The following is a 21317-nucleotide window of genomic DNA, read 5'->3' on the forward strand; positions in this document are numbered from 1 at the left end:
CGGTGAACGACAGCCCACTGCTGGAACTCCGCGGCGTCCGCGCCGCCTACCACGGCATCACCGTGCTGCACGGCGTGGACCTGACCGTCGCCGCGGGCCAGGTGGTGGCACTCCTGGGACCCAACGGCGCCGGCAAGACCACCGTCCTGAAGGCCGCCGCCGGACTGCACCCTCCCAGCGCCGGGCAGCTGCTGATGGGCGGCCGGGACGTCACCGGGATCCGTCCCGGCCGCCTGGCGCGCGCCGGGGTCTGCCTGATCCCGGAGGGCCGCGGCGTCTTCCCCAACCTCTCCGTCCGCGACAACCTGCTGATGATGACCTTCTGCGGCCGCGGCCGGGAGGAGATCGAGGCCACCGCGTACGACCGCTTCCCCGTCCTCGCGGCACGCCGCACCCAGCAGGCGGGCACCCTCTCCGGCGGCGAGCAGCAGATGCTCGCCCTCGCCCGCGGCCTGGTGACCGACCCCGCCGTGCTCCTCCTCGACGAACTCTCCATGGGACTCGCCCCGTTGGTCGTCGCCGAGCTGTACGAACTGGTCGGCGAGATCGCCCGGCAGGGCGTCGCCGTGCTGGTCGTGGAGCAGTTCGCCGCCGCCGTACTGAAGATCGCCGACCACGCCGCCGTCCTCGTCCGTGGCCGGATCCAGTGGCAGGGGCACCCCGACAGCTCCCTGCAGGCCGAACTGTCCTCCTACTACCTGGGGAGCCCCACATGACGTCGACCCCGCTACCGGCCTCGCGGGCGGACCGGTTCATCCGTGAAATCGCCGAACTGAAGATCCCCGATCCCGCCGCGGCCCGCACCGCCCTCTGGCGCCGGCTCGGCGGACTGCTCATGACCGCGGGCCTGGTACTCGGTGTCCTCGCCTTCCCTCTCGCCCACGCCACGGACAGCTCGCTCGCGCAGGGCGACGCGCTCGCCCTCGGCCTCGGCGGCGTCACGGCCGCCGTGGTGGGCGGCGCGCTCTTCCTCCGCTATTCACTCACCGACTTCCTGCGCTTCTGGCTCGCCCGGCAGTCCTACGACCTGGACCGGCTGGGGGAGCGCCTCAGCGATCCCGCCGACGCCGCGAAGACGGTCAACTCACCAGCACCAGAAGGAGAACCACGCAATGGCGCTGCCCCCTCGCCCAGGTGACCAGCTCGCCTCCGCCACCTCCACCACCCGGGTCATCGTCATCCGGGCCCCGGCAGATGCGGCGGCTCCGATCGAGTGCGGCGGCGTCCCGATGATCCAGGCCCAGGGCGCGCCCGCCGCACCGACCGACGACGAGCCGTCCGGCACGCTGATCGGCAAGCGCTACGTCGACGCCACCGACAGTCTCGAACTCCTGTGCACCGCCTCCGGAGCAGGCGACCTCACCTACGGCGGACAGCCGTTGCGGATCAAGGCGCCCAAGGCGCTGCCCGCCTCGGACTGACCCAAGCCCCAAGGAGCCCCCATGAACCGTGACGACATGATCCTCATCAGCGTCGACGACCACATCATCGAGCCGCCCGACCTGTTCGCGAACCACCTGCCGGACCGCTACAAGAAGGACGCCCCGCGCCTGGTCCACCGCGAGGACGGCAGCGACGTGTGGCAGTTCCGGGACAACAGTGTGGGCAACGCCGCGCTCAACGCGGTCGCCGGCCGCCCCAAGGAGGAGTACGGCATGGACCCGCAGGGCCTGGACGAGATCAGGCCCGGCTGCTATGACGTCGACGAGCGGGTCGCCGACATGAACGCCGGCGGCGTCCTCGCCCAGATGAACTTCCCCTCCTTCCCCGGCTTCTCCGCCCGGCTGTTCGCCACCGAGGACTCCGACTTCTCGCTCGCCCTGGTCCGCGCCTACAACGACTGGCACATCGACGAGTGGTGCGCCGCCCATCCCGGCCGGTTCATCCCGATGGCACTGCCCGCCATCTGGGACGCCGAACTGTGCGCCCAGGAGATCCGCCGGGTCGCCGACAAGGGCTGCCACTCGCTCACCTTCCCCGAGAACCCGGTCCCGCTCGGCTACCCCAGCTTCCACACCGAGTACTGGGACCCGGTATGGCGTGCCCTGACCGACTGCGGCACCGTGATGAACCTGCACATCGGCTCCTCCGGCCGCCTCGCCGTCACCGCCCCCGACGCCCCGCCGGACGTGATGATCACCCTCCAGCCGATCAACCTCGTCCAGGCCGCCGCCGACCTGATGTGGTCCCGGGTGCTCAAGGAGTACCCCACCATCAAGATCGCCCTGTCGGAGGGCGGCACCGGCTGGATCCCGTACTTCCTGGAACGGCTCGACCGCACCTACGAGATGCACGCCACGTGGACCCTCCAGGACTTCGGCGGCAAGCTGCCCTCGGAGGTCTTCCGCGAGCACTTCCTCACCTGCTTCATCAGCGACCCGGTCGGGGTACGGCTGCGCAACGAGATCGGCATCGACAACATCTGCTGGGAGGCCGACTACCCGCACAGCGACTCCATGTGGCCGAACGCGCCGGAGCAACTGCACGAGGTGCTCACCGCCAACTCCGTGACGGACGACGAGACAGACAAGATGACCCACGGGAACGCGATGCGCTGGTACTCCTTCGACCCGTTCGCCCACGTCCCGCGCGCCCAGGCCACCGTCGGCGCCCTGCGCAGGGCGGCCGAGGGACACGACGTGTCGGTCAAGTCCCGCAGCCGCCAGGTCATCGCCCCCGCGGACAAACTCGCCACCTACCGCAAGAAGGCCCAGGCGGCCCTGGCGGCCGCCGAGCAGTGAGACGGGGAGAACAACGCCGACCGCCGGCCCTCGTGCGGGTGGCGGTCTTCCGAGCGGCTCCGCCGCTGCCTCTGGATAGGGTCGAGGCGTGGACCGCAGCAGCAGGCAGCCGGACGACGTGGTCGCCGGTGACGCGGAGGAGGAGCCGTCGCCCCGGGCGGCCCGGGCCCTGTGGTGGGGGTCGGCCGGCCTGGTGCTCGCCGTCCTCGGCACCTCGGTGCTCGTCGCCGGCGCGGAACACGCCGGACGACTGCCCGCGGCCGTGGCCCTCGTCCTCGTACAGGTCTGCGCCCTGAGGTGGGTGGCGCGCTCCCCGGCCGCCGTACTGGCCGCGACCGCGGCGGCGGGGCTCGCGGTGTGGGCGCTGCTGCCCACGGTGACCCTGACCGGAGCCTTGCTCGCGGCACAGGTCGCCCTGTGCGCGCTGTCGGCGATCCGGCCGCGGCGGGTCTCGGCGCGGGCGCTCGCCGCGATGTGCCTGCCGGCGCCGCTGTCCTTCGCGGCGGGCGGCCCCGCAGGGCTGGCGGTCTATCTGCTGACGGTGGTCCTTGCGTGGACCGCGGGGCAGTGGCGCAGGGCGCAGCGGGCCCGGACCAGGTCGGAGACGCGCCGGGCCGTGGTGGAGGAGCGGGCCCGGATCGCGCGCGAGGTGCACGACGTCGTGGCACACACCCTGTCGGTGATGGTCATCCAGGCCGGCGCCGCCGACGACGTGTTCACCCGGCAGCCCGAACAGGCCCGTCAGGCACTGCGGGCCATCGAGTCGGGTGCCCGGTCGGCGCTCGGCGAACTGCGCCTGCTGCTCCGGGCGTTCGGGCCCGACCCGGGTGACGGGAGGACCGGGGAGCTGCGGCAGCCCGGCCCCTCACTGGCGCGTCTGGACGAACTGGCCGACACCGTGCGGGCGACCGGGATGACCGTGCACGTGGACCGCGACGGCACCACCGACGGGCTGCCGGCCGCAGTGGACCTGGCGGCGTACCGGATCGTCCAGGAGGCCCTGACCAACACCCTGCGCCATGCGGCCGGCGCCGACGAGGTGCGGGTGCGGGTGGCGGCGGAAGGGGAGTGTGTGAGAGTCACGGTGGTCGACAACGGCCGTACGCCGCAGGGGCGTTCGGGCGCGACGGGAACGGGCCGCGGTCTCGTGGGGATGCAGGAGCGGGCGCGGCTCGTGGGCGGCAGCCTGCGTGCGGGCCCGCTGCCCGGCGGCGGGTTCGAGGTGGCGGCGCGGCTGCCGGTGGAGCGTGTGTCATGACGTTGCGTGTGGTCCTGGCCGACGACCAGGCCCTGGTCCGTACCGGATTCCGCATGATCATCGACGCCCGGGACGACCTGGAGGTGGTCGGTGAGGCGTCCGACGGCGGGGAGGCGGTGCGGCTGACACGGGAACTGGCGCCCGACGTGGTGCTGATGGACGTACGCATGCCCGTCGTGGACGGCATCGAGGCGACCCGGCGGATCGTGGCGGACGGCGGCCGGGCCCGGGTGCTGGTGCTGACCACCTGGGACGTGGACGCACACGTGGTCGCCGCGCTGCGGGCCGGAGCGAGCGGCTTCCTGCTGAAGGACATCCGCGCCCCCGAACTCGTCGACGCGATCCGCGTCACCGCGCGCGGTGACGCGCTGCTGGCGCCCACCGTGCTGAGCCGCGTCCTCGACCGGTTCCTGCGCACCACGCCCGACCCGGCGCAGCCGCCCTCCCTGCGGGACCTCTCCGCCCGCGAGCGGGAGGTGCTCACCCTGATCGGGCAGGCACTGTCGAACGCGGAGATCGCCGAGCGGCTGCGCCTGTCGGAGGCCACCGTCAAGAACCATGTCACCGCGGTACTGCGCAAACTGGGCCTGCGCGACCGCGTCCAGGCCGTCGTCGCCGCCTACGACCACGGCCTCGTACGACCGCGCCGCACCTGACGGCACCGGCACCGGGCTCTCCTCCTCAGGGAGGAGACCGGGCCGCCGTCCTCCCGTGCTCCCAGTGGCGGCCCGTCCCGGTGGCCGATCCGCGGCGCGGGTGACCGGCCCTAGCGTCGAGATGTGACCGATGACCTGGCCTGCCTCATGTACCTGCTCGCCCACGACGACGCGGCCCAAGGCCCGTACGACCGCTCCCGGACCGAGCTGCTGGTCCGTGCCGCCGCCCTGGCCGACCTCGCCCTGCGCGGCCGGCTGGGGGAGGACCGCGGCACGGTCACCGTGTCCGGCACGGAACCGACCGGCGACCCCGTCCTGGACGGGGTGCTGCGCGACGCCGTCGGCGGGCACGCCTGGAAGGAGCTCGTGCGCCGCCACCGCAGGCGGACCCTGACGGAGGTCGAGGACCGGCTCGCCGCGGCCGGACTCCTCACGCTGCGGGCGCCCCGCTTCGGCTTCGGCACCCGGCGGTCGACCGTGACGGACCACACCGGGTCCGCGGCCCTCCGCGCCAGGGTGTCCGCGGCGCTGCACGGAGACGGCCCCGTGCGGGAGGTTCCCGCCGCCGACGCCGTGCTGCTCGCGCTGGCCGCGGCAGGACGGGTCCGCGCCGTCGTGTCACGGCAGGACCAGAAGACCCTCCGGGCCCGTATCGACGCCTGCACAGGGCGCCTCGGCGCCCTCGCACCCGGCCTGGAGCACGCCGTACGCGCGCTGCCGACCACCATGATCGCCGCGCAGGGCGGCATGGGCGGCAGCTGACCGCAAGGGGGAGACGATGACCATGCACCGCACCTTGACCACCCTGACCTGCGCCCTGGCCGCCGTGCTCGCGACGGCCTGGTCCGCGGCGCCACCCACCCGGCCCGCAGTCGCCACGACGGTGCACACCCGCGAGGGCCTGGTGCGGGGAGCCGCACACGACGGTTACCGCACCTTCGAGGGCATCCCGTACGCGGCACCCCCGGTCGGCACGCTGCGCTGGGCGGCGCCCCACCCCGCGGCCGCCTGGTCCGGGGTACGTGACGCGACCAGGTCCGCGAGCGCCTGCCCGCAGCCGGCCGGGGAAGTGCCCGGCGGCAGCACCGACGAGGACTGCCTCCACCTGAACGTGACGACACCCGACGGCTCGGGACCGGCACGCCCGCGGCCGGTGATCGTGTGGCTGCACGGCGGTGGTCTCACCACCGGCGCGGCCGGCTCGTACGACGCCCACCGCATGGCCACCCGGGGGGACGTCGTGGTCGTCACCGTCGACTACCGCCTGGGGGCGCTCGGTTTCCTCGCGCACGCGGGGCTGCCCGGCTCCGGCACCTTCGGGCTGGCCGACCAGCAGGCGGCACTGCGCTGGGTCCGCGCCGAGATCGGTGCCTTCGGCGGCGACCCGCACAACGTGACGCTGGCCGGCGAGTCGGCGGGCGGCTACAGCGTCTGTGCCCAACTCGCCTCACCCGGCGCCGCCGGGCTCTTCGACCGGGCGATCATCGACAGCGGCCCGTGCACCGGCAGCCCCGACCGCCCCTTCGCACCGTCCTCCGTTCCCCTGCCCACGGCACGCGGCGCGGGCGCGGACCTCGCGGCGAAGGCCTGCTGCGGCTCCGCCCGTGACGCCCTGGCCTGTCTGCGGCGCGTGGACGTCTCCCGACTGCTCGCAGCCCAGGCGACGGATCAACAGCCCGCCCACGGCACCCCGTTGCTGCCCAGCGATCCCAAGGCGGCGATCACCGCCGGCCGCTTCCACCGGGTCCCCGTGCTCATCGGGAACAACCACGACGAGGGCAACGGCTGGGCCGCCGGCATCATCCAGGCCGGCAACCCCGTCACCCCCGCCACCTGGCCCGACGTCGTGGCCGCCTTCTTCCCCGCCCCGGGGCAGGCGAAGGCGATCGTCCACGAGTACCCCGTGCACCGCACCGACGGCGGCCCGGTGTTCGGCGCGGTCATCGGCGACGCGAACTTCGCCTGCCCGACGGCGCGCACCGGCGGCCTGCTCGCGGCCCGGGTACCGGTCTGGCGTTACGAGTTCGCCGACGAGCACGCGCCACCCCTCACGCCGGGCACACCGCCGTTCCCGCTCGGCGCACCGCACGCGAGTGAACTGCCCTATCTGTTCGACCTGGGCGGCCGTCCCCGCGAGCTGACCGCGGCACAGCACCGGCTGGCCGACACCATGATCGACTACTGGGCCCGCTTCGCCCGCACCGCCGACCCGAACGGCCCGTCGTCGCCGCACTGGTCCCGGCAGACGGTCCTGTCCCTGGCTCCGGACCACATCGTCCCCACCCGCACGGCACAGTCCCGCCACCACTGCGCGTTCTGGAACGCGCTCCAGTAAGCCTGCCGGAGAACATCCTGCGGTCCGCCCGCCCAGAGGGCCCGCCCACGGCACGGGTCCGTGGGCGGCCTCGCCCGCCCTGCCCGACGCCCCTCGCGGAGAGCGGAACCGCGTCGTCGAGGCAGACGATCAGTCGCGGGCCGGGGGAGTGTAGAAGTCGCCCACGGATGTCCAGACGCCGTTCTTCACCACCACCTTCTGCACGCTGCGCGTCCCCAGATGGTTGCTCGCGCTGAAGCTCATGACCGGCGACACCCCCGGGTCCACCTTGGCCGCCTTCTGGTAGGCGGCGGTGAGGGAATCGGCCGTGACAGGCCCCTTGACGGTCTTCGCGATCTCGGCGAACACCTTGGCGTTGCTCCAGCCCCACAGGGCGAGGAATCCCGCGGTCTGGCCGGGCTCGTACGTGGCCATGGCGGTCCGGAACTCCTTCACCGCGGGGTCGTCGTCCGAGGGCGCCTTGACCAGCTGGACGGCCTTGAGACCCTCGGCGGCGTCCTTGGCCAGGGCGATCGTCGACTCGGCCGCCACCGGGGCGTAGGCGTACGTCGGCAGGGAGAGGCCCTGCAGCTTGGCCTCCTTGAGGAAGGCGGCCGCCTCGGGGGAGGTGAGGATCAGGATGACCGCCTGCGGCTTCGCCGACTTCACCTTGCTGATGACCGGTGTGTAGTCGGTGGTCTGGTACTTGACCGGCAGCCGCTCGACCTCGACCGCGGGGTCCACCTTCTTCGCGACGGGCTCCACCTGCTCGGCCACGTTCACGAACGCGGCCGGGTCGCTGTGCACGACGAGGATCTTCTTCGCGCCGTCCTGCACCGCCCACGCGGCGACCGCCGCGGCCTGGTCCTCGTAGAGGGTCTGGGTGCCGAACAGGCCGGCGCGCGGCGGCTTGTACCAGTTCTCGGCGCCGCCCACCTCGTTGAGGACCGGCACCTTGGACTGGGTGAGGACGAACGGGAAGGCCGCCTCCGCCTGCGAGGTGCCGTTCGCGTTGACGATGGCCACGACCTTGTCCTGGCCGACCAGTTCACGTGCGATCTGCACGGTCTGCTGCGGATCGGCCACGTTGTCCTTGACGGTCCACTCGACCTTGCGGCCGTTGACGCCGCCCTGGGCGTTGAGCATCTTGAAGTACGCGTCGGCGCCCGCCTTCTCGGCCACGCCATAGGTGGCGGTGGAGCCCGTGAGAGGCAGCCACGCGCCGATGTGGATCTCGGAGGAGTTGCTGCCTGCCGACGCCGAGTCCTGACCGGCACACGCGCTTGCGGTCAGTGCCAGCACGGCGAGAACGGCTGTCGCTCCCGCCGCACGGCGGGATCTGTTGATTGTCCGGAACACGGTCCACCTCGTTCACAACGATCACAACGGTTACTACGGGCGCAAGGGGTGCAACAGGCGCAACGGATGTCCAGCGGATGTCACTGCACTGGGGAGGTCCGGGCGGTGGCCGCCGCGGTCGTGGCGGACCCCGGGCCGCCGCTGAAGTACGCCGATTCGGCCAGGGCGGCGAACTCCGGTTCGCCCGGCCGTCCTTGAGCGGCGACGACGCCCTCGTGCAGGACGGCCACCTCGTGGCAGACGGACATGGCCCGGCTGAGCGACTGCTCCAGCAGCACCACCGTCAGGCCGTCGTGAGTCAGCCCGATCAGCCGGTCGTAGACCTCGTCCACCAGGGCGGGGGCCAGGCCGAGTGCCGGTTCGTCGACGATCAGGACGTCCGGTCGGACGATCAACGCGCGGGCGATGGCGAGCATCTGCTGCTCGCCGCCGGACAACCCGGCGGCCGGGGCGGACAACCGGTCGCGCAGCCGCACCGGCAGCCACTGGACGGTCTCCTCCAGCCGCTCGCGCAGTTCCGAGCCGGTGATGCCGGCCGCGTACGCCGCGACCTCCAGGTTCTCGCGCAGCGACAGCGTCTTGAACAGTCCGCGACCCTCGGGAGCCAGGCTCGTGCGGACGGAGCCGCCCGACTCCCGTACGCCGTGGGCAGGCCGGAGCGAGCCGTGCAGGATGCCGGCGAGGGTGCTCTTGCCCGCGCCGTTGGCCCCCGCGACACCGAGCACGCGTCCTTCGCGGACGTCGAGGTCGACGTCCCGCAGGGCGGCCACACCGCCGTAGGAGTGACCTGTCCCGCGCAGCCGGATCAGGCTCTGCTCGCCCATGGCGTCGGGTAGTTGGGCCCGGTTGCCGACGGTGCCCAGGTAGGACGACCGCACCTTCGGATCCTGGAGCACGGTGTCCGGGGTGCCGTCGCCGATGGTGCGGCCGAAGTCGAAGGCGAGCACCCGGTGGGCGACGGAGAAGAGGTCGTCGAGGACGTGGTCGATGACGACCACCGCGGTGCCCTCGGCGTTGAGCCGCCTGATGTGCCCGGCCAGCAACGCCCGTTCGCCCGCGTCGAGGCCGCCGAAGGGCTCGTCGAGGATCAGCAGCCGCGGCCTCTCGGCCATCGCCCGCGCGAGGTCGAGGCGCTTCTGCAGGCCGAAGGGCAGCTCCGTGGGGCGACGGTCCGCCACGTCCGCGAGGCCCACGGAGTGCAGCAGCCGGGCGACGGCGTCCCGGTCGCGGGATGTGACGCGGCGGCGGGTGCACAACACGTTCTCGGCGACGGTGAGTTCGGAGAACACCTCCGCGTGCTGGAAGGTACGGCCGATCCCCAGCCGCCGACGCGCGGTCGCCCTTGCCTTCAGCAGCGGCCGGCCGGCGAAGTCCGCCGTACCGCTGACGCGTCCGCTGCCGGTCAGCCCGGACAACACGTTCAACAGGGTTGTCTTGCCGGCTCCGTTGGGCCCGATGACGGCCAGGATCTCGTCCTGCCGCACGGACAGCGAGGCGTCCTCCAGGGCCTTGAGTCCGCCGTACGCGACGGACACGTGCTCCAGGCGGAGGAGGTCGGGGGCGCCGCCGCCCGCCCCCGACGCGCGACCGGCGGGCGGGAGTGGTTCGGAGGACTCGGCGGACGGCGGTCGCCCGGTCTCCGGCCGTCCGGCGGGAGGCTCGGGGAACGGCGGGCGCCCGGTCTCCGGCCCTCGTCGTACGAGCCGTAGGATCCCCCGCGCGGGCCCGGCGAGGGACGGTACGACTCCCGCGGGCAGGAAGAGGAGGATCGCGATCAGGACGACGCCCTGCACCACCGGCTGGGGCATCCCCACGGTGGACGAGAGCGAGGGGCTCCAGGTCAGATAGACGCCGCCGGCCACGGCGCCGAGCGCCGAGCCGACCCCGCCGAGCACGCACGCCGCGATCAGCGAGATGCCGAAGGCGAGCGAGAACGGGTCCGGACTGACGAACCCGGTGATCAGGCCGAGCAGCACGCCCGCGAAGCTCGTGCACGCCCCGCTCACCGCGAACGACAGCGACGACTGGGCCTCCGGCGCGATACCGACCGTACGGGCGGCCATCGGATGCGACTTGGCGGCCACCAGGCGCATCCGCAGCGCCGAGGCGCGGGCGGGGACGGCCAGGGCGAGGACCACGGCCGCCGCGCCCACCGCGAGGTACTGGGCCTCCGTGCCACCGCCCGGAAACGTGCCGAGGCCCAGGGCGCTGCGCAACTGGAGCACCGGCACCCCCTGGTCGCCCCCGGTCACGCTGCTCCACCTGTTGACCAGCTCCAGCGTCACCGTGGTGAAGGCGAGGGTCAGCAGGGCGATGTAGAGCACCGAGAACCGGGCGCCCGCGTACCCGAGGAAGGCGCCCAGGGCGGCACCGGCGGCGACCGCCCCCAGGACCACCGCCTCCAGCGCCCAGCCGTGCGCGCTGCCGTACGCCGCGAAGTAGGCGCCGACGGCGAAGAACGCGGGGTGCCCCACCGACCAGATGCCGGACCAGCCGGCGAGCAGGCCGACCGACAGGACGACGATCGTGTACACGGCTGCCAGCGCCACCGAGTACATCTGGTACGCCGGGATCGCGCCGGCCGCCATGAACACCATCAGCACCGCGCCGGCGGCCGGTCCCAGGGCGGCCCTCGCCAGGACGGAACGGTTGAAGACCATGGATGCGACCCCTCAGACGCGCTGGAAGGTGCGGGTGCCGAACAGGCCCTGGGGGCGGATCAGCAGCACCAGCACGGTGAACGAGAACACGAACGTGTCGCGGAAGCTGGCGGAGACGTAGTTCGCCGCCAGGTTGTCCAGGACACCGATGGCCAGCCCGCCGACGACCGCGCCGTACATGCTGGTCAGACCGCCCAGGAAGATCCCGGCGAAGGCCCGGAAGAGCGGTGCGGTGAGCGCGGTGGTCGCAAGGCCCGAGCGTGGTGCGTACAGGCACGCGGCCAGCGCGGCGAGACCGAGGCCGAGGGCCCAGGAGATCCGGGCGAGCCGCTGGGCACCGAGGCCGACGACCCGGGCCGTCTCCGCCGACTCGGCCACGGCCCGCATGGCCGAGCCGAGCGTGGTGCGCGAGAACAGGTAGCCCACCAGCGCCATCGCGACCGCGGCGACACCGATCGTGACCAGACTCTGCACCGGCAGCGCCGCGCCCGACCAGCGCACGGTGCCGTCCACCAGGTTGGGGAAGTCCCTGGGCTGTTCGCCCCAGACCGATCCGGCCAGGTTCTCGGCGATCAGCGAGACTCCCATGGTCACGACGAGCGCGGAGAACAGCTGTCCCTGGCCCAACGGCCGGATGACGGTCTCGCGCACCAGCAGGCCCGCCGCGACGGTGACCGCGACGGCGGCGAGGAGACCGACCACCGTCGCCACGCCGTGGTCGTGGAGCGAGACCGCCACGTAGAGACCCAGGGTCGCGAGCGACGCCATCGCGAAGTTCACGACATCCGTGGCCCGGTAGATGATGACCAGCCCGAGGCCCATGAGGCCGTACACGGCTCCACTCGCCACACCGCTGACCAGGACAAGCAGGAACTGACTCACAGTCCCTCCCTCGGGGAAGAGCGCGTTTCGCGCCACGCGTGCGGGATGTACGGTCACCGTGGGCAGCGCCCAAATCAAAGTGAACTCACTTCAGTAAGCTAGGCACTGCGGGGCCGGGCGGGCAAGACTCGTGCACGGGATTTGTGCGTGCACCCCTGGAGCGGGTCTCAGCGGTCGTCGGCCGTGTGCTTCCCGGCGAGCGCGGTACGCGCCGCCACCAGCCCGAAGACCAGGGCGGGGGCGAGGCCGCCCGCGTAGGCGCGCCGGTACAGGCCGCCCCCGTCCGCGCCGGCCGCGAGCAGCCCGGGGACCGGACGGCACCCGTCCGTGCCCGCGTCTCCGGGCCCGGACAGGACGCGGGCCGCCGAATCGATCAGCAGGCCGCCGAACGTGAACGTGACCGCCGGGGTGGCCTCGACGACATAGAAGGGCGGTTCGTCCAGCGGGCGGAAGTCCAGCAGTCGCCCGGGTGCCGGGGCCCCGCCCGATGCCACGGTGGCGTTGAACTCCCTGATGCGGTCACGGATCACGGCGCCGGGATAGCCCCATTCCTCGGGCATCGACGCGAAGTCCTCCAGATCCTCCGCCACCGCGCAGCGGGCCCCGGCGCGATGGCACAGCTGGAACTTGTCGACGCCCGGGATGCCCTCGACGTACGAGGCGCTGATCCACTCCCGGTGCACGCGCGCGTCGGCGACCAGCAGACCGCGGGCCTGCGGCCGGTCCAGCAGGGCCATGGCGGTGAGATGGTCGCCGACCGTCTCGTCGACGAAGCGCTCGCCCGTGGTGTCGAACAGCAGGGCGTGCTCGCTGTAGTAGAGCGCGAGGTCGACGAAGCGGGCGGGGTCGGCCAGGGAGACGCCCGCCGGCATCAGGTGGCCGTAGAAACCGGCGTCCTTCGCGCCGAACTCCGCTCCCGCGGCCCGGCCGAGCGCGAGTCCGTCGCCGCGGCTGTGCGGGTTGGCCCGCAGCGCGACGCCCGCGGCCTGCGGGTGGAGGTACTGGGCGCGCAGCTCGGGATCGCCCTGGAAGCCGCCGGTCGCGAGCAGGGTCCAGGTGGCCTCGATACGGCGGGCCGAGCCGTCCGGCAGGAGGCAGTCGGCCCCCGTCACCCGCCCGTTCTCCGTCAGGAGGGTGCGGGTCCAGGTAGCGGTCAGCACCTCATGGCCCCGGTCCCGGACGAGCCGTTCGCAGGTGTCGAGGTAATGGTTGGTGTCGACCTGATGTCCGCGGCCGAAGCCGAGCACGGGCACCGGCGGCCTGCATTCCACACCGAGCGACCGGACCCAGGCCACTCCGTCGGCGAATCCGTCGACCAGGGCCGCCGCCAGCTCCGGATCGCCGTCCGGATTGACCCGGCGCAGCTCCTCGACCGTCGGGGCGGTCCAGATGAAGCCGGCGAAGCGGGCGGAACCGCCGACGCGTTCCGCCTTCTCCACCAGCACCACCGAGCCACCCTCGGCCGCCACCCGGGCGGCGGCCGACAGCCCGGCCATGCCACCGCCGATCACCAGCAGATCCACTGTGTCCGTGCCCATGGGCAGTCCACCGCCTTTGCGTCGCTGAGTGATACACGACGCTAATTGAACTCACTTCTGTAGTCGAGAGGTTGGCACGGGTGTGCTGTGGCGGTTCGGTTTCGGCCGGGCCGGTGCCTCGGCCGGGCGCTCGGCCCGGGGCCCGGCCGGAAGCTCAGTCGGGTACGACGACGGCGCGCCCCCGTACCGCGCCCGCGCGCAGCCTGTCGAACGCTTCCAGGGCGCTCGACAGCGTGTACCGCTCGACCTCCACGCGCAGGGCACCCTCGCGGGCCAGCGCGACCACCCGTTCGAGCTCGGGGACGGTTCCCCAGAAGGGCAGCGAGATCCGCGTTCCGGGAGGGAGCGCGCCGGGCTTGCGGACCGTCAGTTCGCCGCCCCCGCTGCCGACGGCGACCAGTTCTCCGCCGGCCCGCAGTACGGCGACGGCGAGCTCCAGGCTGGAGCGGCTGCCGACGAAGTCGAGGACGGCCACCGCTCCGGTCCCGCTCGTCCGGGCCCGCAGGACCTGGGCGGTGTCGGGCCGCGGCAGTGTCGCGAAGTGCGCGCCGCAGGCGTGGGCAAGGGCCAGCGCCTCCTCCCGCACGTCCACGGCCAGGACCTGCGCGGTTGTCGTCGCCCGCAGGATCTGGACCGCGAGGTGGCCCAGCCCGCCGACGCCGAGGACGACGACGGCGTTCGCGTCGCCGCCGAGCGAGCGCCCCACGGCGGTGACGGCGTGGTACGCGGTGAGCCCGGCGTCGGTCAGCGGCGCCGCCTGGACCGCGTCCAGGTCGCCCACCGGGACCAGCAGCCGCCCGGACGGCACGAGCACCGTGTCGGCCATCCCGCCGTCGCGGCCCAGTCCCACCCCGGTGCCGGTCAGCTCCCGGTCGAGGTCCGGTCGCCGGTCGCAGTAGTTCTCCGCGCCCGCAGAGCAGTTCGCACACCGCCCGCAGCCCCACGGCCCGTACACGACGACGCGCTCGCCGACGGCCGGACCCACGGCCCGCGGGCCCCGCTCCAGCACCCGGCCGGCGACCTCGTGGCCGAGGGTGAACGGAATGCGGTAGGGGAGGCCGCCCGGTGCCGCGTCGACGACATGAAGGTCCGACCGGCACAGCCCGGCCGCCTCGACCCGCACCAGCACTTCCTCGCCGGTGGGCACCGGCCGCGGCAGTTCGGTGAGGACGGGTGGCCCGCCCCAACGCGTCAGCCGGACCGCTCTTGTGCTGCCTGTTGACATGGCCGAGACGGTAACAAAAATGAAGTCAGTTCAGTAGGGCGAACAAAGGTGGAGGGAGAGGTGACCGCTATGGGTGACGAACGCGGTGACGGGAGGGCGGGCCGCTTCGACGGGTGCGTCGCCCTGGTCACCGGTGCGGGTTCCGGCATCGGGGCTGCGGTCGCCCGGCGGCTCGCCGGGCAGGGCGCGGAGGTCTTCGCCGCCGACATCGACGGCACCGCGGCCGAGGCCGTGACCAGGGAACTGTCCGGGGCGCACGCGCTGACCGTCGACGTCACGGATGGTGCCCAGGTCGATCGGGCGTTCGCGGAAGCGACCGGGAGGCAAGGGCGCCTGGACGTGGTGGTGCACGCGGCCGGTGTCGACGACCCCGCCGCGAAGGAGTGGATCGCCGAGGCGCTGCTCGACGACCGGCCGCCGGAGGTGACCACGAGGCTGGGCGACGACGCGTGGCGGCGGGTGCTGCGGGTCAACCTCGACGGCACCTTCCACGTGCTGCGCGCCGCACTGCGCGTCATGGTGCCCCGCAGATCCGGCGCGGTCGTCACCGTCGGCTCCTCCTCGGCCTTCGACACGGTGGCCGGCTACCCGCACTACGCCGCGTCGAAGGCCGGCGCGCACGCGCTGAGCCAGGCCGTCGCCAAGGAGGCGATCGCGTTCGGCGTCCGCGTCAACACGGTGGCGCCGGGGCCGACGGAGACGGGCATGGCCGCACGCACGCCCGCGGCGCTTCGACGCGGCTTCGCCGACCCGAGGGTCCGGCCCTATGCCACGCCCGAGGAGATCGCCGACATCGCCCTGTTCCTGGCGAGCGAGGACGCGGCGAATCTCGTGGGCGCGGTCCTGCTGGCCAACGGTGGACGGTTCACGGTGTGAGGGAGGTTCGGATGATCCGGCTCGATGTCGATCCCGCGCTGCTGGAGGAGACCGAGGAGCAGCGCCAACTACGGGCGGTGCTACGGGATGTGCTCACCCATTCCTGCGGGCCCGAGCAGGTCCGCGAACAGGCCGCGAGCCCGCGCGGATTCGACCGGGCGCTGTGGGACAGGCTCGCCGGCGAGATCGGCGTGCACGGCCTCGCCGTTCCCGAGGAGTACGGCGGCGCCGGCTACACCTTCGCCGAACTCGCCGTCGCCCTGGAGGAGACGGGGCGCGTGCTGTACCCCGCGCCGCTGCTGCCGACCGTGGTGCTGGCCGGGGCGGCCCTGCTGGCCGGCGGCGACCCGCGGGCCTGCGAACGCTGGCTGCCGGGCATCGCCTCCGGAGCCCGCACGGCCACCGTCGCCGGAGTGCTGCACCCGGCTCGGGTCACGGCCGAGCGCGGCCCCGACGGCTGGGTGCTGCGCGGCGAGGCGGACTTCGTGCCCGACGGCGAGGACGCCGACCTGCTGCTGATCGCCGCCCGTGCCCCGGACGGGGAGCGGCTGTTCGCCTGCGTTCCCGACGCCGCGACCTGCCGCCGTACGGCTCGCCGCGTCCTCGACTCCACCCGGCGCCAGGCGCAGGTCCGCTTCGCGGGAGCCCCGGCCGATCCGGTCGGTGAGCCGGGGCAGGCTCCGGTGATCGCCGCCGCCGTGCTGGACGCGGGGCGGGTGGCACTGGCCGCCGAGCATGTGGGAGGCATGGCGCACGCCCTGGAGGCCACCCTGGACTACGTGTCCCACCGAACTCAGTTCGGTCGGGCCATCGGGTCCTTCCAGGCGGTCAAGCACCGGCTGGCCGACCTTCTCGTCGCGGTCGAGGGTGCCCGCTCGGCGTCGTCGTACGCGAGCGCCTGTCTGGCCGCGCGACGGCCGGAGCTGCCGGTCGCCGCGAGCGCCGCGGCGGTCGCCTGCGCCGACGCGTATCGCCTGGCCGCCACCGAATACGTCCAGCTCCACGGCGGGATCGGCTTCACCTGGGAGCATCCGGCCCACCTCTACGTGCGCCGCGCCGGAGCCGACGAGGCGCTGTTCGGCACGGGGGATAACCATCGCCTGCGCCTGGCCGGCCTGCTCGGCCTCGTCGGCCGCGGCGACTGACCGCGCGTCGGCCGCCGATCTTCCGGACCATTGACAGGGGCATCTAGCGCCCCCAGAATCGAACTCAATTCAGTTCAGTTTGGAGGGGCTCCATGGCAGTCGAAGACGAGATCCAGTTCGAGCGGGACGGGCAGGTGGCGCGGGTCTGGCTGAACCGCCCGCACAAGAAGAACTGCGTGACCGTGCCGATCCTCAACCGCCTCGACGAGATCATCACCGAGGTCGACGCGGACCCCGAACTGCGTGTGCTGGTGCTGCGCGGGCGCGGCAACACCTTCTGCTCCGGGTTCGACCTGGACAGCCTCAAGGCCGACTTCGTCGGCAGGTCCAACGCGATCGACGTCGCCGTGCTGTCGGCCAAGGTCTGCGACCGGCTGTACTCGATGAAGACCCCGTCGATCGCCGTCCTCGAAGGACACGTCACCGCCGGCGGCTTCGAGCTGATGATCTCCTGCGACTTCGCGATCGCCGCGGACGACGCCCTGATCGGCGACTTCCACATCCGCCGCGCCCTGTTCGGCGGAGCCGGGCCGATCTACCGGGTGCCGCGCATGATCGGCGTCCGCAAGACCAAGGAGCTCATGCTCACCGGCAAGCTGCTCACCGGGGTCGAGGCCGCCGCGTTCGGACTCATCAACTCCTCGGCACCCGCCGACAAACTCGACGCCACCGTCGAGGAGTTCGCCGACCAGCTCGTCGACAAGAGCCCGTTCACCATGTGGATCACCAAGATGACCATCGACCGGAGCCTCGACGCGGATATCCAGTCCCTGATGGTCATGGAACACCTCGCCGTCGGCGTGATGCTCAACTCCGAGGACGCGGCGGAGGGCGTGGCGGCCTTCCTGGAGAAGCGGGAACCGCAGTGGAAGGGGCGCTGAGCGCCGCGGCGGAGTCCGGGAGCCGGCTGCGCGGCTCCCGGTGCGCCCACTGCGCGGTGGCCGCCTACCCGGCCCGCCCCGGGTGCCCCCGCTGCGGGGGACCCGCCGAGCCGGTCGTGCTCTCCGCCACGGGCACGCTGTGGACCTGGACCGTGCAGCGGTACGCGCCCAAGGCTCCGCCGTACGTCCCGCCCGCCGCCGGGTTCACGCCGTTCGCCGTCGGATACGTCGAACTCCCCGAAGGCGTACGGGTGCTGGCCGCCCTCGACATCCCGCCCGAGGGCGCGGAGATCGGCATGCCGGTCACCGTCACGGCGGGGGACGGGGTGCCGAGGGCCACGGGAGCCGTCGTATGAGCGGCGAGGACGTGCTCGTCTGCGGTGCCGGGATCACCTCCTTCGCCCGGACGGAGGCGAGCGGCCGGGAGCTGGCCGTGCAGGCCGTACGCGCCGCTCTCGACGACGCCGGACTGCCGTGGTCGCGGGTGCGGGCCGCGTACGGCGGCAGCGACGCCGCCGGCAACGCCGACACACTCGTCTCCGAACTCGGCCTGACCGGCGTGCCGTTCACCAACGTCCGCAACGGCTGCGCCACCGGCGGCAGCGCGCTGGTGGCGGCGGTTCACGCCATCCGGTCGGGGGCGGCGGACGTGGCCCTCGCCGTCGGCTTCGACAAACACCCGCGCGGCGCCTTCGCCCCACGGCCCGCCGACTGGGGGCTCGACGAGGCCTACGGCCGCGACGGGCTGATGGTCACCACCCAGTTCTTCGCGATGAAGATCCAGCGGTACATGCACGACCACGGCATCAGCCCCCGCACCCTCGCCCTGGTCGCCGAGAAGGCGTACGCCAACGGCGCACTCAACCCCCACGCCTGGCGGCGCAAGCCGCTCGACGCCGACGAGATCCTCGCGTCCGGCATGGTCAACGACCCGCTGACCCGGTACATGTTCTGCTCGCCCGGCCAGGGCGCGGTCGCCCTGATCCTGTGCAGCCGCGCCGTGGCCCGCGAACTCGGCGGTACACCGGTCGCGCTGCGGGCGGCCGTCGTACGGACCCGCCGGTTCGGCTCCTTCGAGGTGTTCAGCCCCTGGGCACCGCCCGGGACCCCGATCAGCGTGACCGCGGACGCCGCACAACACGCCTTCGAGGAAGCCGGGCTGGGCCCCGGAGACATCGACGTGTGCCAGCTCCAGGACACCGAGAGCGGCGCCGAGGTGATGCACCTGGCCGAGTGCGGGTTCTGCGCACACGGCGAGCAGGAGTCGCTCATCCCCTTCGGGGCGACCGGGATCGGCGGCTCGCTGCCCGTCAACACCGACGGCGGCTGCATCGCCAACGGCGAACCCGTCGGCGCCTCCGGGCTGCGCCAGGTCCACGAGGTCGTCCAGCAGTTGCGCGGCCGGGCCGGCGAGCGCCAGGTGCCGGGTAACCCGGCGGCCGGCTTCACCCACGTGTACGGGGCGCCGGGCGTCAGCGCCTGCACCGTGCTGACCCGCTGAGCGCTTGCAGGCGTCCAGGCATGCAGGCATCGAGGCATCCAGGCATTGAGAGATCGAGGCACAGGGGAGAAGAAGGGAGGTCGGAGGACCATGAGCGGCATTCCCGAGCCGGCGGAGTTCCGCGCCGAGGCCCGGCGCTGGCTGACCGGCGTGGCGAAGGAGCGCGCCGCGCACCAGGACTGGGGCCGCGGCGACGACTCGGTGGCGGTCTTCGAGAACTGGACCGAAGCGGAAGAGCGTGCCCACACCGACCTGATACGGCAGTGGGAGCGCACCCGGTACGACTCGGGCTGGGGTGCCCTCGACTGGCCACCGGAGTACGGGGGTCGTGAACTGCCCTCGTACTACGAGCAGGTGTACCGAGCCGAGGAAGCGGCCTTCGACGTGCCACGGCGCACCGAGGTCTTCCCGGTCACCCGGCAACTCGTCGCGCCGGCCGTCCGCATCTGGGGCACGGACGAACAGAAGAGGCGCTGGCTGCGCCCCATGCTCCGCACCGACGAGCTCGCCTGCCAGCTCTTCTCGGAGACCGAGGCCGGCTCCGACCTGGCCGGCGTCCGCACCCGGGCCGTACGGGAGGGCGACGGCTGGGTGGTGCGCGGCCACAAGGTCTGGACGTCCGGCGCCCGCGTCGCCACCTGGGGCGTCGCCGTGTGCCGCACCGACCCCGACGCCCCCAGGCACGCGGGCATCACGGTCCTCCTGGTGCGGATGGACGCGCCGGGCGTGACCGTGCGGCCCATCCGGCAGATGACCGGCGGCTCCAGCTTCAACGAGGTCTATCTGGACGACGTCTTCGTGCCCGACACCGACCGGCTCGGCCCGGTCGGCGAGGGCTGGCGGGTCACCCTCACCGTGCTCGCCGCCGAACGCCTCGACTCCGGCGGCCTCGGACTGGACAACGCCGAGCGGGCCCTGGACCTCGCCCGGCATCTGCCCCGCCCGCTCACCGGCGGAGAACAGCAGCAGGCGGCCGACCTGTACGTCCGTACGCTCGTCCAACGGCTCACCGGACTGCGGGTGACGGCGGCCCTGGCGGCCGGCCGGGAACCGGGCGCCGAGGCGTCGGTCGGCAAACTGCACGCCACCGCGACCATGCGCGCCACCACCGACCTCGTCCAGCAGCTCCTCGGACCACGGCTGGCCGCCGACACGGGGGAGTGGGGCACCTTCGCCTGGACCGAGCACCTGCTCGGTGCCCCCGGCTACCGCATCGCCGGCGGCAGCGACGAGATCCAGCGCAACATCCTGGCCGAGCGTGTGCTCCGGCTGCCCAAAGAGCCAAAGGGGACGGGGAGTTGAGTACGACGACCGAAGTGGCCGAACTCGGACGGCGGGTCCGCGCACGGCTCACCGCCCGGCACCCCCACGAGCCGCCGGGCGACCTGCGCACCCTGCCCGGCGGCCACTCGGGCCTCACCTACTCCGTCACGGCGGGAGCGGTCTCGTACGTCGTCAAGGCGGTGCCACCGGGACAACGCGCCGTCGGCCGCAACGACGTACTGCGGCAGGCCCGGATCCTGCGGGCGCTCGCCGGGTCGCCGGTGCCCGTCCCGGCCGTCGTGGCCGTGGACGAGACCGAACCGGCCTGGTTCGCCATGGAGTTCGTGGACGGCGAGGCGATCGAGCCGGTCCTCGACGAGCATGGGCTGGACCCCGGACTGTGCCGGACCCGCATGCTGGCCGCGGCCGGCGTGCTCCGGGACCTGCACGGGACGCCGAGCGCGGCGGCTCCCGAAACCCTGGATCCGGCGGGGGAGCTGGAGCGATGGAGCCGCACCATGCGGGCGGTTCCGGGCGAACTCCGCCCCGGTGCCGAGGACCTGCTGAAGGCTCTCGCCGCTCGCGTCCCCGACAGCACGAGCCCCACCCTCACCCACGGCGACTTCCGCCTCGGCAACGTCCTGTGCCGGGGCTGGCGGCCCGCGGCCGTCGTCGACTGGGAGATCTGGGGGTACGGCGATCCGCGGACCGACCTCGCGTGGTTCCTCCTCTTCGCCGATCACCGCAACTTCCCCCGCCTCGGCCGCGCGGTTCCCGGGCTGCCCACCGAGGAGGAGCTGCTCACCGCCTACCTCGACGGCCGTCCCGCACCGCCCGCCCTCGACTGGTTCCGCGCCCTGGCCCGCACCAAGATGGCCGCGATCATGGGCCACAACCTGCGCAGGCACCGCGAGGGCAAGCACCACGACCCCGACCAGGAGCGACTGCCCCCGACCATCGCGGCGATGATCCGCACGGCCGCCGACATCCTCGCCCCACGGTCCCCACGGTCCTGAAG

The 21317-nt window shown here is 73.0% G+C and carries 20 protein-coding genes; 15 read left to right on the forward strand and 5 right to left on the reverse strand.

What is annotated here, in order from left to right; all coding sequences use genetic code 11:
- The first annotated feature begins 2 nt into the window (after positions 1–2).
- The 8 genes from ABT137_RS03670 to ABT137_RS03705 all read left to right on the forward strand — a co-directional run bounded on the left by ABT137_RS03670 (position 3) and on the right by ABT137_RS03705 (position 6990).
- Positions 3–716, forward strand: a complete 714-nt coding sequence (locus ABT137_RS03670; protein WP_351701811.1) for an ABC transporter ATP-binding protein — start codon at positions 3–5, stop codon at positions 714–716.
- Positions 713–1138, forward strand: a complete 426-nt coding sequence (locus tag ABT137_RS03675; protein ID WP_351701814.1) for a hypothetical protein — start codon at positions 713–715, stop codon at positions 1136–1138. Before ABT137_RS03670 ends, ABT137_RS03675 begins: the two co-directional genes overlap by 4 nt.
- Positions 1113–1421, forward strand: a complete 309-nt coding sequence (locus ABT137_RS03680; protein ID WP_351701816.1) for a hypothetical protein — start codon at positions 1113–1115, stop codon at positions 1419–1421. The genes ABT137_RS03675 and ABT137_RS03680 overlap by 26 nt, the downstream gene beginning before the upstream one ends.
- A gap of 21 nt (positions 1422–1442) precedes the next feature.
- On the forward strand, positions 1443–2741 hold the full coding sequence (locus ABT137_RS03685; RefSeq protein ID WP_351701819.1) for an amidohydrolase family protein: 1299 nt from the start codon (positions 1443–1445) through the stop codon (positions 2739–2741).
- An 88-nt stretch (positions 2742–2829) separates the two neighbouring features.
- Positions 2830–3999 (forward strand): sensor histidine kinase, encoded by a 1170-nt coding sequence (locus ABT137_RS03690; protein WP_351701822.1) that lies wholly within the window; start codon positions 2830–2832, stop codon positions 3997–3999.
- Positions 3996–4655, forward strand: coding sequence for a response regulator (locus tag ABT137_RS03695; RefSeq protein ID WP_351701825.1), 660 nt, complete (start codon positions 3996–3998; stop codon positions 4653–4655). Before ABT137_RS03690 ends, ABT137_RS03695 begins: the two co-directional genes overlap by 4 nt.
- 123 nt (positions 4656–4778) lie before the next feature.
- On the forward strand, positions 4779–5417 hold the full coding sequence (locus tag ABT137_RS03700) for a GPP34 family phosphoprotein (protein WP_351701828.1): 639 nt from the start codon (positions 4779–4781) through the stop codon (positions 5415–5417).
- Positions 5418–5433: 16 nt separating this feature from the next.
- Positions 5434–6990 (forward strand): carboxylesterase/lipase family protein, encoded by a 1557-nt coding sequence (locus ABT137_RS03705; RefSeq protein ID WP_351701831.1) that lies wholly within the window; start codon positions 5434–5436, stop codon positions 6988–6990.
- 129 nt (positions 6991–7119) lie between these two features.
- Here the strand turns inward: ABT137_RS03705 and ABT137_RS03710 are convergent, their stop codons facing one another.
- The 5 genes from ABT137_RS03710 to ABT137_RS03730 all read right to left on the reverse strand — a co-directional run bounded on the left by ABT137_RS03710 (position 7120) and on the right by ABT137_RS03730 (position 14633).
- Positions 7120–8271 carry an ABC transporter substrate-binding protein gene (locus ABT137_RS03710; RefSeq protein ID WP_351701833.1) on the reverse strand — a complete coding sequence of 384 codons (1152 nt, stop codon included), beginning with the start codon at positions 8269–8271 and terminating at the stop codon, positions 7120–7122.
- A 137-nt stretch (positions 8272–8408) separates the two neighbouring features.
- Entirely contained in the window at positions 8409–10988 is a 2580-nt protein-coding gene (locus ABT137_RS03715) for an ATP-binding cassette domain-containing protein (RefSeq protein WP_351701836.1), read from the reverse strand.
- A 12-nt stretch (positions 10989–11000) separates the two neighbouring features.
- Positions 11001–11870, reverse strand: coding sequence for a branched-chain amino acid ABC transporter permease (locus tag ABT137_RS03720; RefSeq protein WP_351701839.1), 870 nt, complete (start codon positions 11868–11870; stop codon positions 11001–11003).
- 167 nt (positions 11871–12037) lie between these two features.
- A complete protein-coding gene (locus ABT137_RS03725) occupies positions 12038–13408 on the reverse strand; it encodes an FAD-dependent oxidoreductase (RefSeq protein WP_351701842.1) in 1371 nt (456 codons plus the stop codon).
- 154 nt (positions 13409–13562) lie between these two features.
- The gene (locus ABT137_RS03730) at positions 13563–14633 is read right to left on the reverse strand and encodes an NAD(P)-dependent alcohol dehydrogenase (protein WP_351701845.1); all 1071 of its coding nucleotides are present in this window, start codon (positions 14631–14633) and stop codon (positions 13563–13565) included.
- A 69-nt stretch (positions 14634–14702) separates the two neighbouring features.
- On the opposite strand from ABT137_RS03730, the gene ABT137_RS03735 reads away from it, so the two are divergent.
- From ABT137_RS03735 to ABT137_RS03765, 7 genes are all read left to right on the forward strand, one after another.
- Positions 14703–15509: an SDR family NAD(P)-dependent oxidoreductase gene (locus ABT137_RS03735; protein ID WP_351701848.1), complete on the forward strand. Its 807-nt coding sequence runs from the start codon at positions 14703–14705 to the stop codon at positions 15507–15509.
- 11 nt (positions 15510–15520) lie between these two features.
- Positions 15521–16654, forward strand: coding sequence for an acyl-CoA dehydrogenase family protein (locus ABT137_RS03740; RefSeq protein WP_351701851.1), 1134 nt, complete (start codon positions 15521–15523; stop codon positions 16652–16654).
- A 92-nt stretch (positions 16655–16746) separates the two neighbouring features.
- Positions 16747–17535 carry an enoyl-CoA hydratase/isomerase family protein gene (locus tag ABT137_RS03745; RefSeq protein WP_293990604.1) on the forward strand — a complete coding sequence of 263 codons (789 nt, stop codon included), beginning with the start codon at positions 16747–16749 and terminating at the stop codon, positions 17533–17535.
- Positions 17520–17891 carry a Zn-ribbon domain-containing OB-fold protein gene (locus tag ABT137_RS03750; protein WP_351701855.1) on the forward strand — a complete coding sequence of 124 codons (372 nt, stop codon included), beginning with the start codon at positions 17520–17522 and terminating at the stop codon, positions 17889–17891. The genes ABT137_RS03745 and ABT137_RS03750 overlap by 16 nt, the downstream gene beginning before the upstream one ends.
- On the forward strand, positions 17888–19036 hold the full coding sequence (locus ABT137_RS03755) for a thiolase family protein (protein WP_351701858.1): 1149 nt from the start codon (positions 17888–17890) through the stop codon (positions 19034–19036). The genes ABT137_RS03750 and ABT137_RS03755 overlap by 4 nt, the downstream gene beginning before the upstream one ends.
- Before the next feature lie 90 nt (positions 19037–19126).
- On the forward strand, positions 19127–20338 hold the full coding sequence (locus tag ABT137_RS03760) for an acyl-CoA dehydrogenase family protein (protein ID WP_351701861.1): 1212 nt from the start codon (positions 19127–19129) through the stop codon (positions 20336–20338).
- Positions 20335–21315: a phosphotransferase family protein gene (locus ABT137_RS03765; RefSeq protein ID WP_351701864.1), complete on the forward strand. Its 981-nt coding sequence runs from the start codon at positions 20335–20337 to the stop codon at positions 21313–21315. The genes ABT137_RS03760 and ABT137_RS03765 overlap by 4 nt, the downstream gene beginning before the upstream one ends.
- Positions 21316–21317: the final 2 nt, after the last annotated feature.

It is taken from the genome of Streptomyces sp. NPDC001980 (assembly GCF_040296885.1).
GTDB lineage: Bacteria > Actinomycetota > Actinomycetes > Streptomycetales > Streptomycetaceae > Streptomyces.

Excerpts from the sequence above, each read along its gene's own strand:
- ABT137_RS03725 (WP_351701842.1), bottom strand. The coding sequence starts at position 13,408 with ATGGGCACGGACACAGTGGATCTGCTGGTGATCGGCGGTGGCATGGCC.
- ABT137_RS03695 (WP_351701825.1), top strand. The coding sequence starts at position 3,996 with ATGACGTTGCGTGTGGTCCTGGCCGACGACCAGGCCCTGGTCCGTACC.
- ABT137_RS03705 (WP_351701831.1), top strand. The coding sequence starts at position 5,434 with ATGACCATGCACCGCACCTTGACCACCCTGACCTGCGCCCTGGCCGCC.
- ABT137_RS03685 (WP_351701819.1), top strand. The coding sequence starts at position 1,443 with ATGAACCGTGACGACATGATCCTCATCAGCGTCGACGACCACATCATC.
- ABT137_RS03680 (WP_351701816.1), top strand. The coding sequence starts at position 1,113 with ATGGCGCTGCCCCCTCGCCCAGGTGACCAGCTCGCCTCCGCCACCTCC.
- ABT137_RS03740 (WP_351701851.1), top strand. The coding sequence starts at position 15,521 with ATGATCCGGCTCGATGTCGATCCCGCGCTGCTGGAGGAGACCGAGGAG.
- ABT137_RS03675 (WP_351701814.1), top strand. The coding sequence starts at position 713 with ATGACGTCGACCCCGCTACCGGCCTCGCGGGCGGACCGGTTCATCCGT.
- ABT137_RS03715 (WP_351701836.1), bottom strand. The coding sequence starts at position 10,988 with ATGGTCTTCAACCGTTCCGTCCTGGCGAGGGCCGCCCTGGGACCGGCC.
- ABT137_RS03735 (WP_351701848.1), top strand. The coding sequence starts at position 14,703 with ATGGGTGACGAACGCGGTGACGGGAGGGCGGGCCGCTTCGACGGGTGC.
- ABT137_RS03745 (WP_293990604.1), top strand. The coding sequence starts at position 16,747 with ATGGCAGTCGAAGACGAGATCCAGTTCGAGCGGGACGGGCAGGTGGCG.
- ABT137_RS03760 (WP_351701861.1), top strand. The coding sequence starts at position 19,127 with ATGAGCGGCATTCCCGAGCCGGCGGAGTTCCGCGCCGAGGCCCGGCGC.
- ABT137_RS03755 (WP_351701858.1), top strand. The coding sequence starts at position 17,888 with ATGAGCGGCGAGGACGTGCTCGTCTGCGGTGCCGGGATCACCTCCTTC.
- ABT137_RS03730 (WP_351701845.1), bottom strand. The coding sequence starts at position 14,633 with ATGTCAACAGGCAGCACAAGAGCGGTCCGGCTGACGCGTTGGGGCGGG.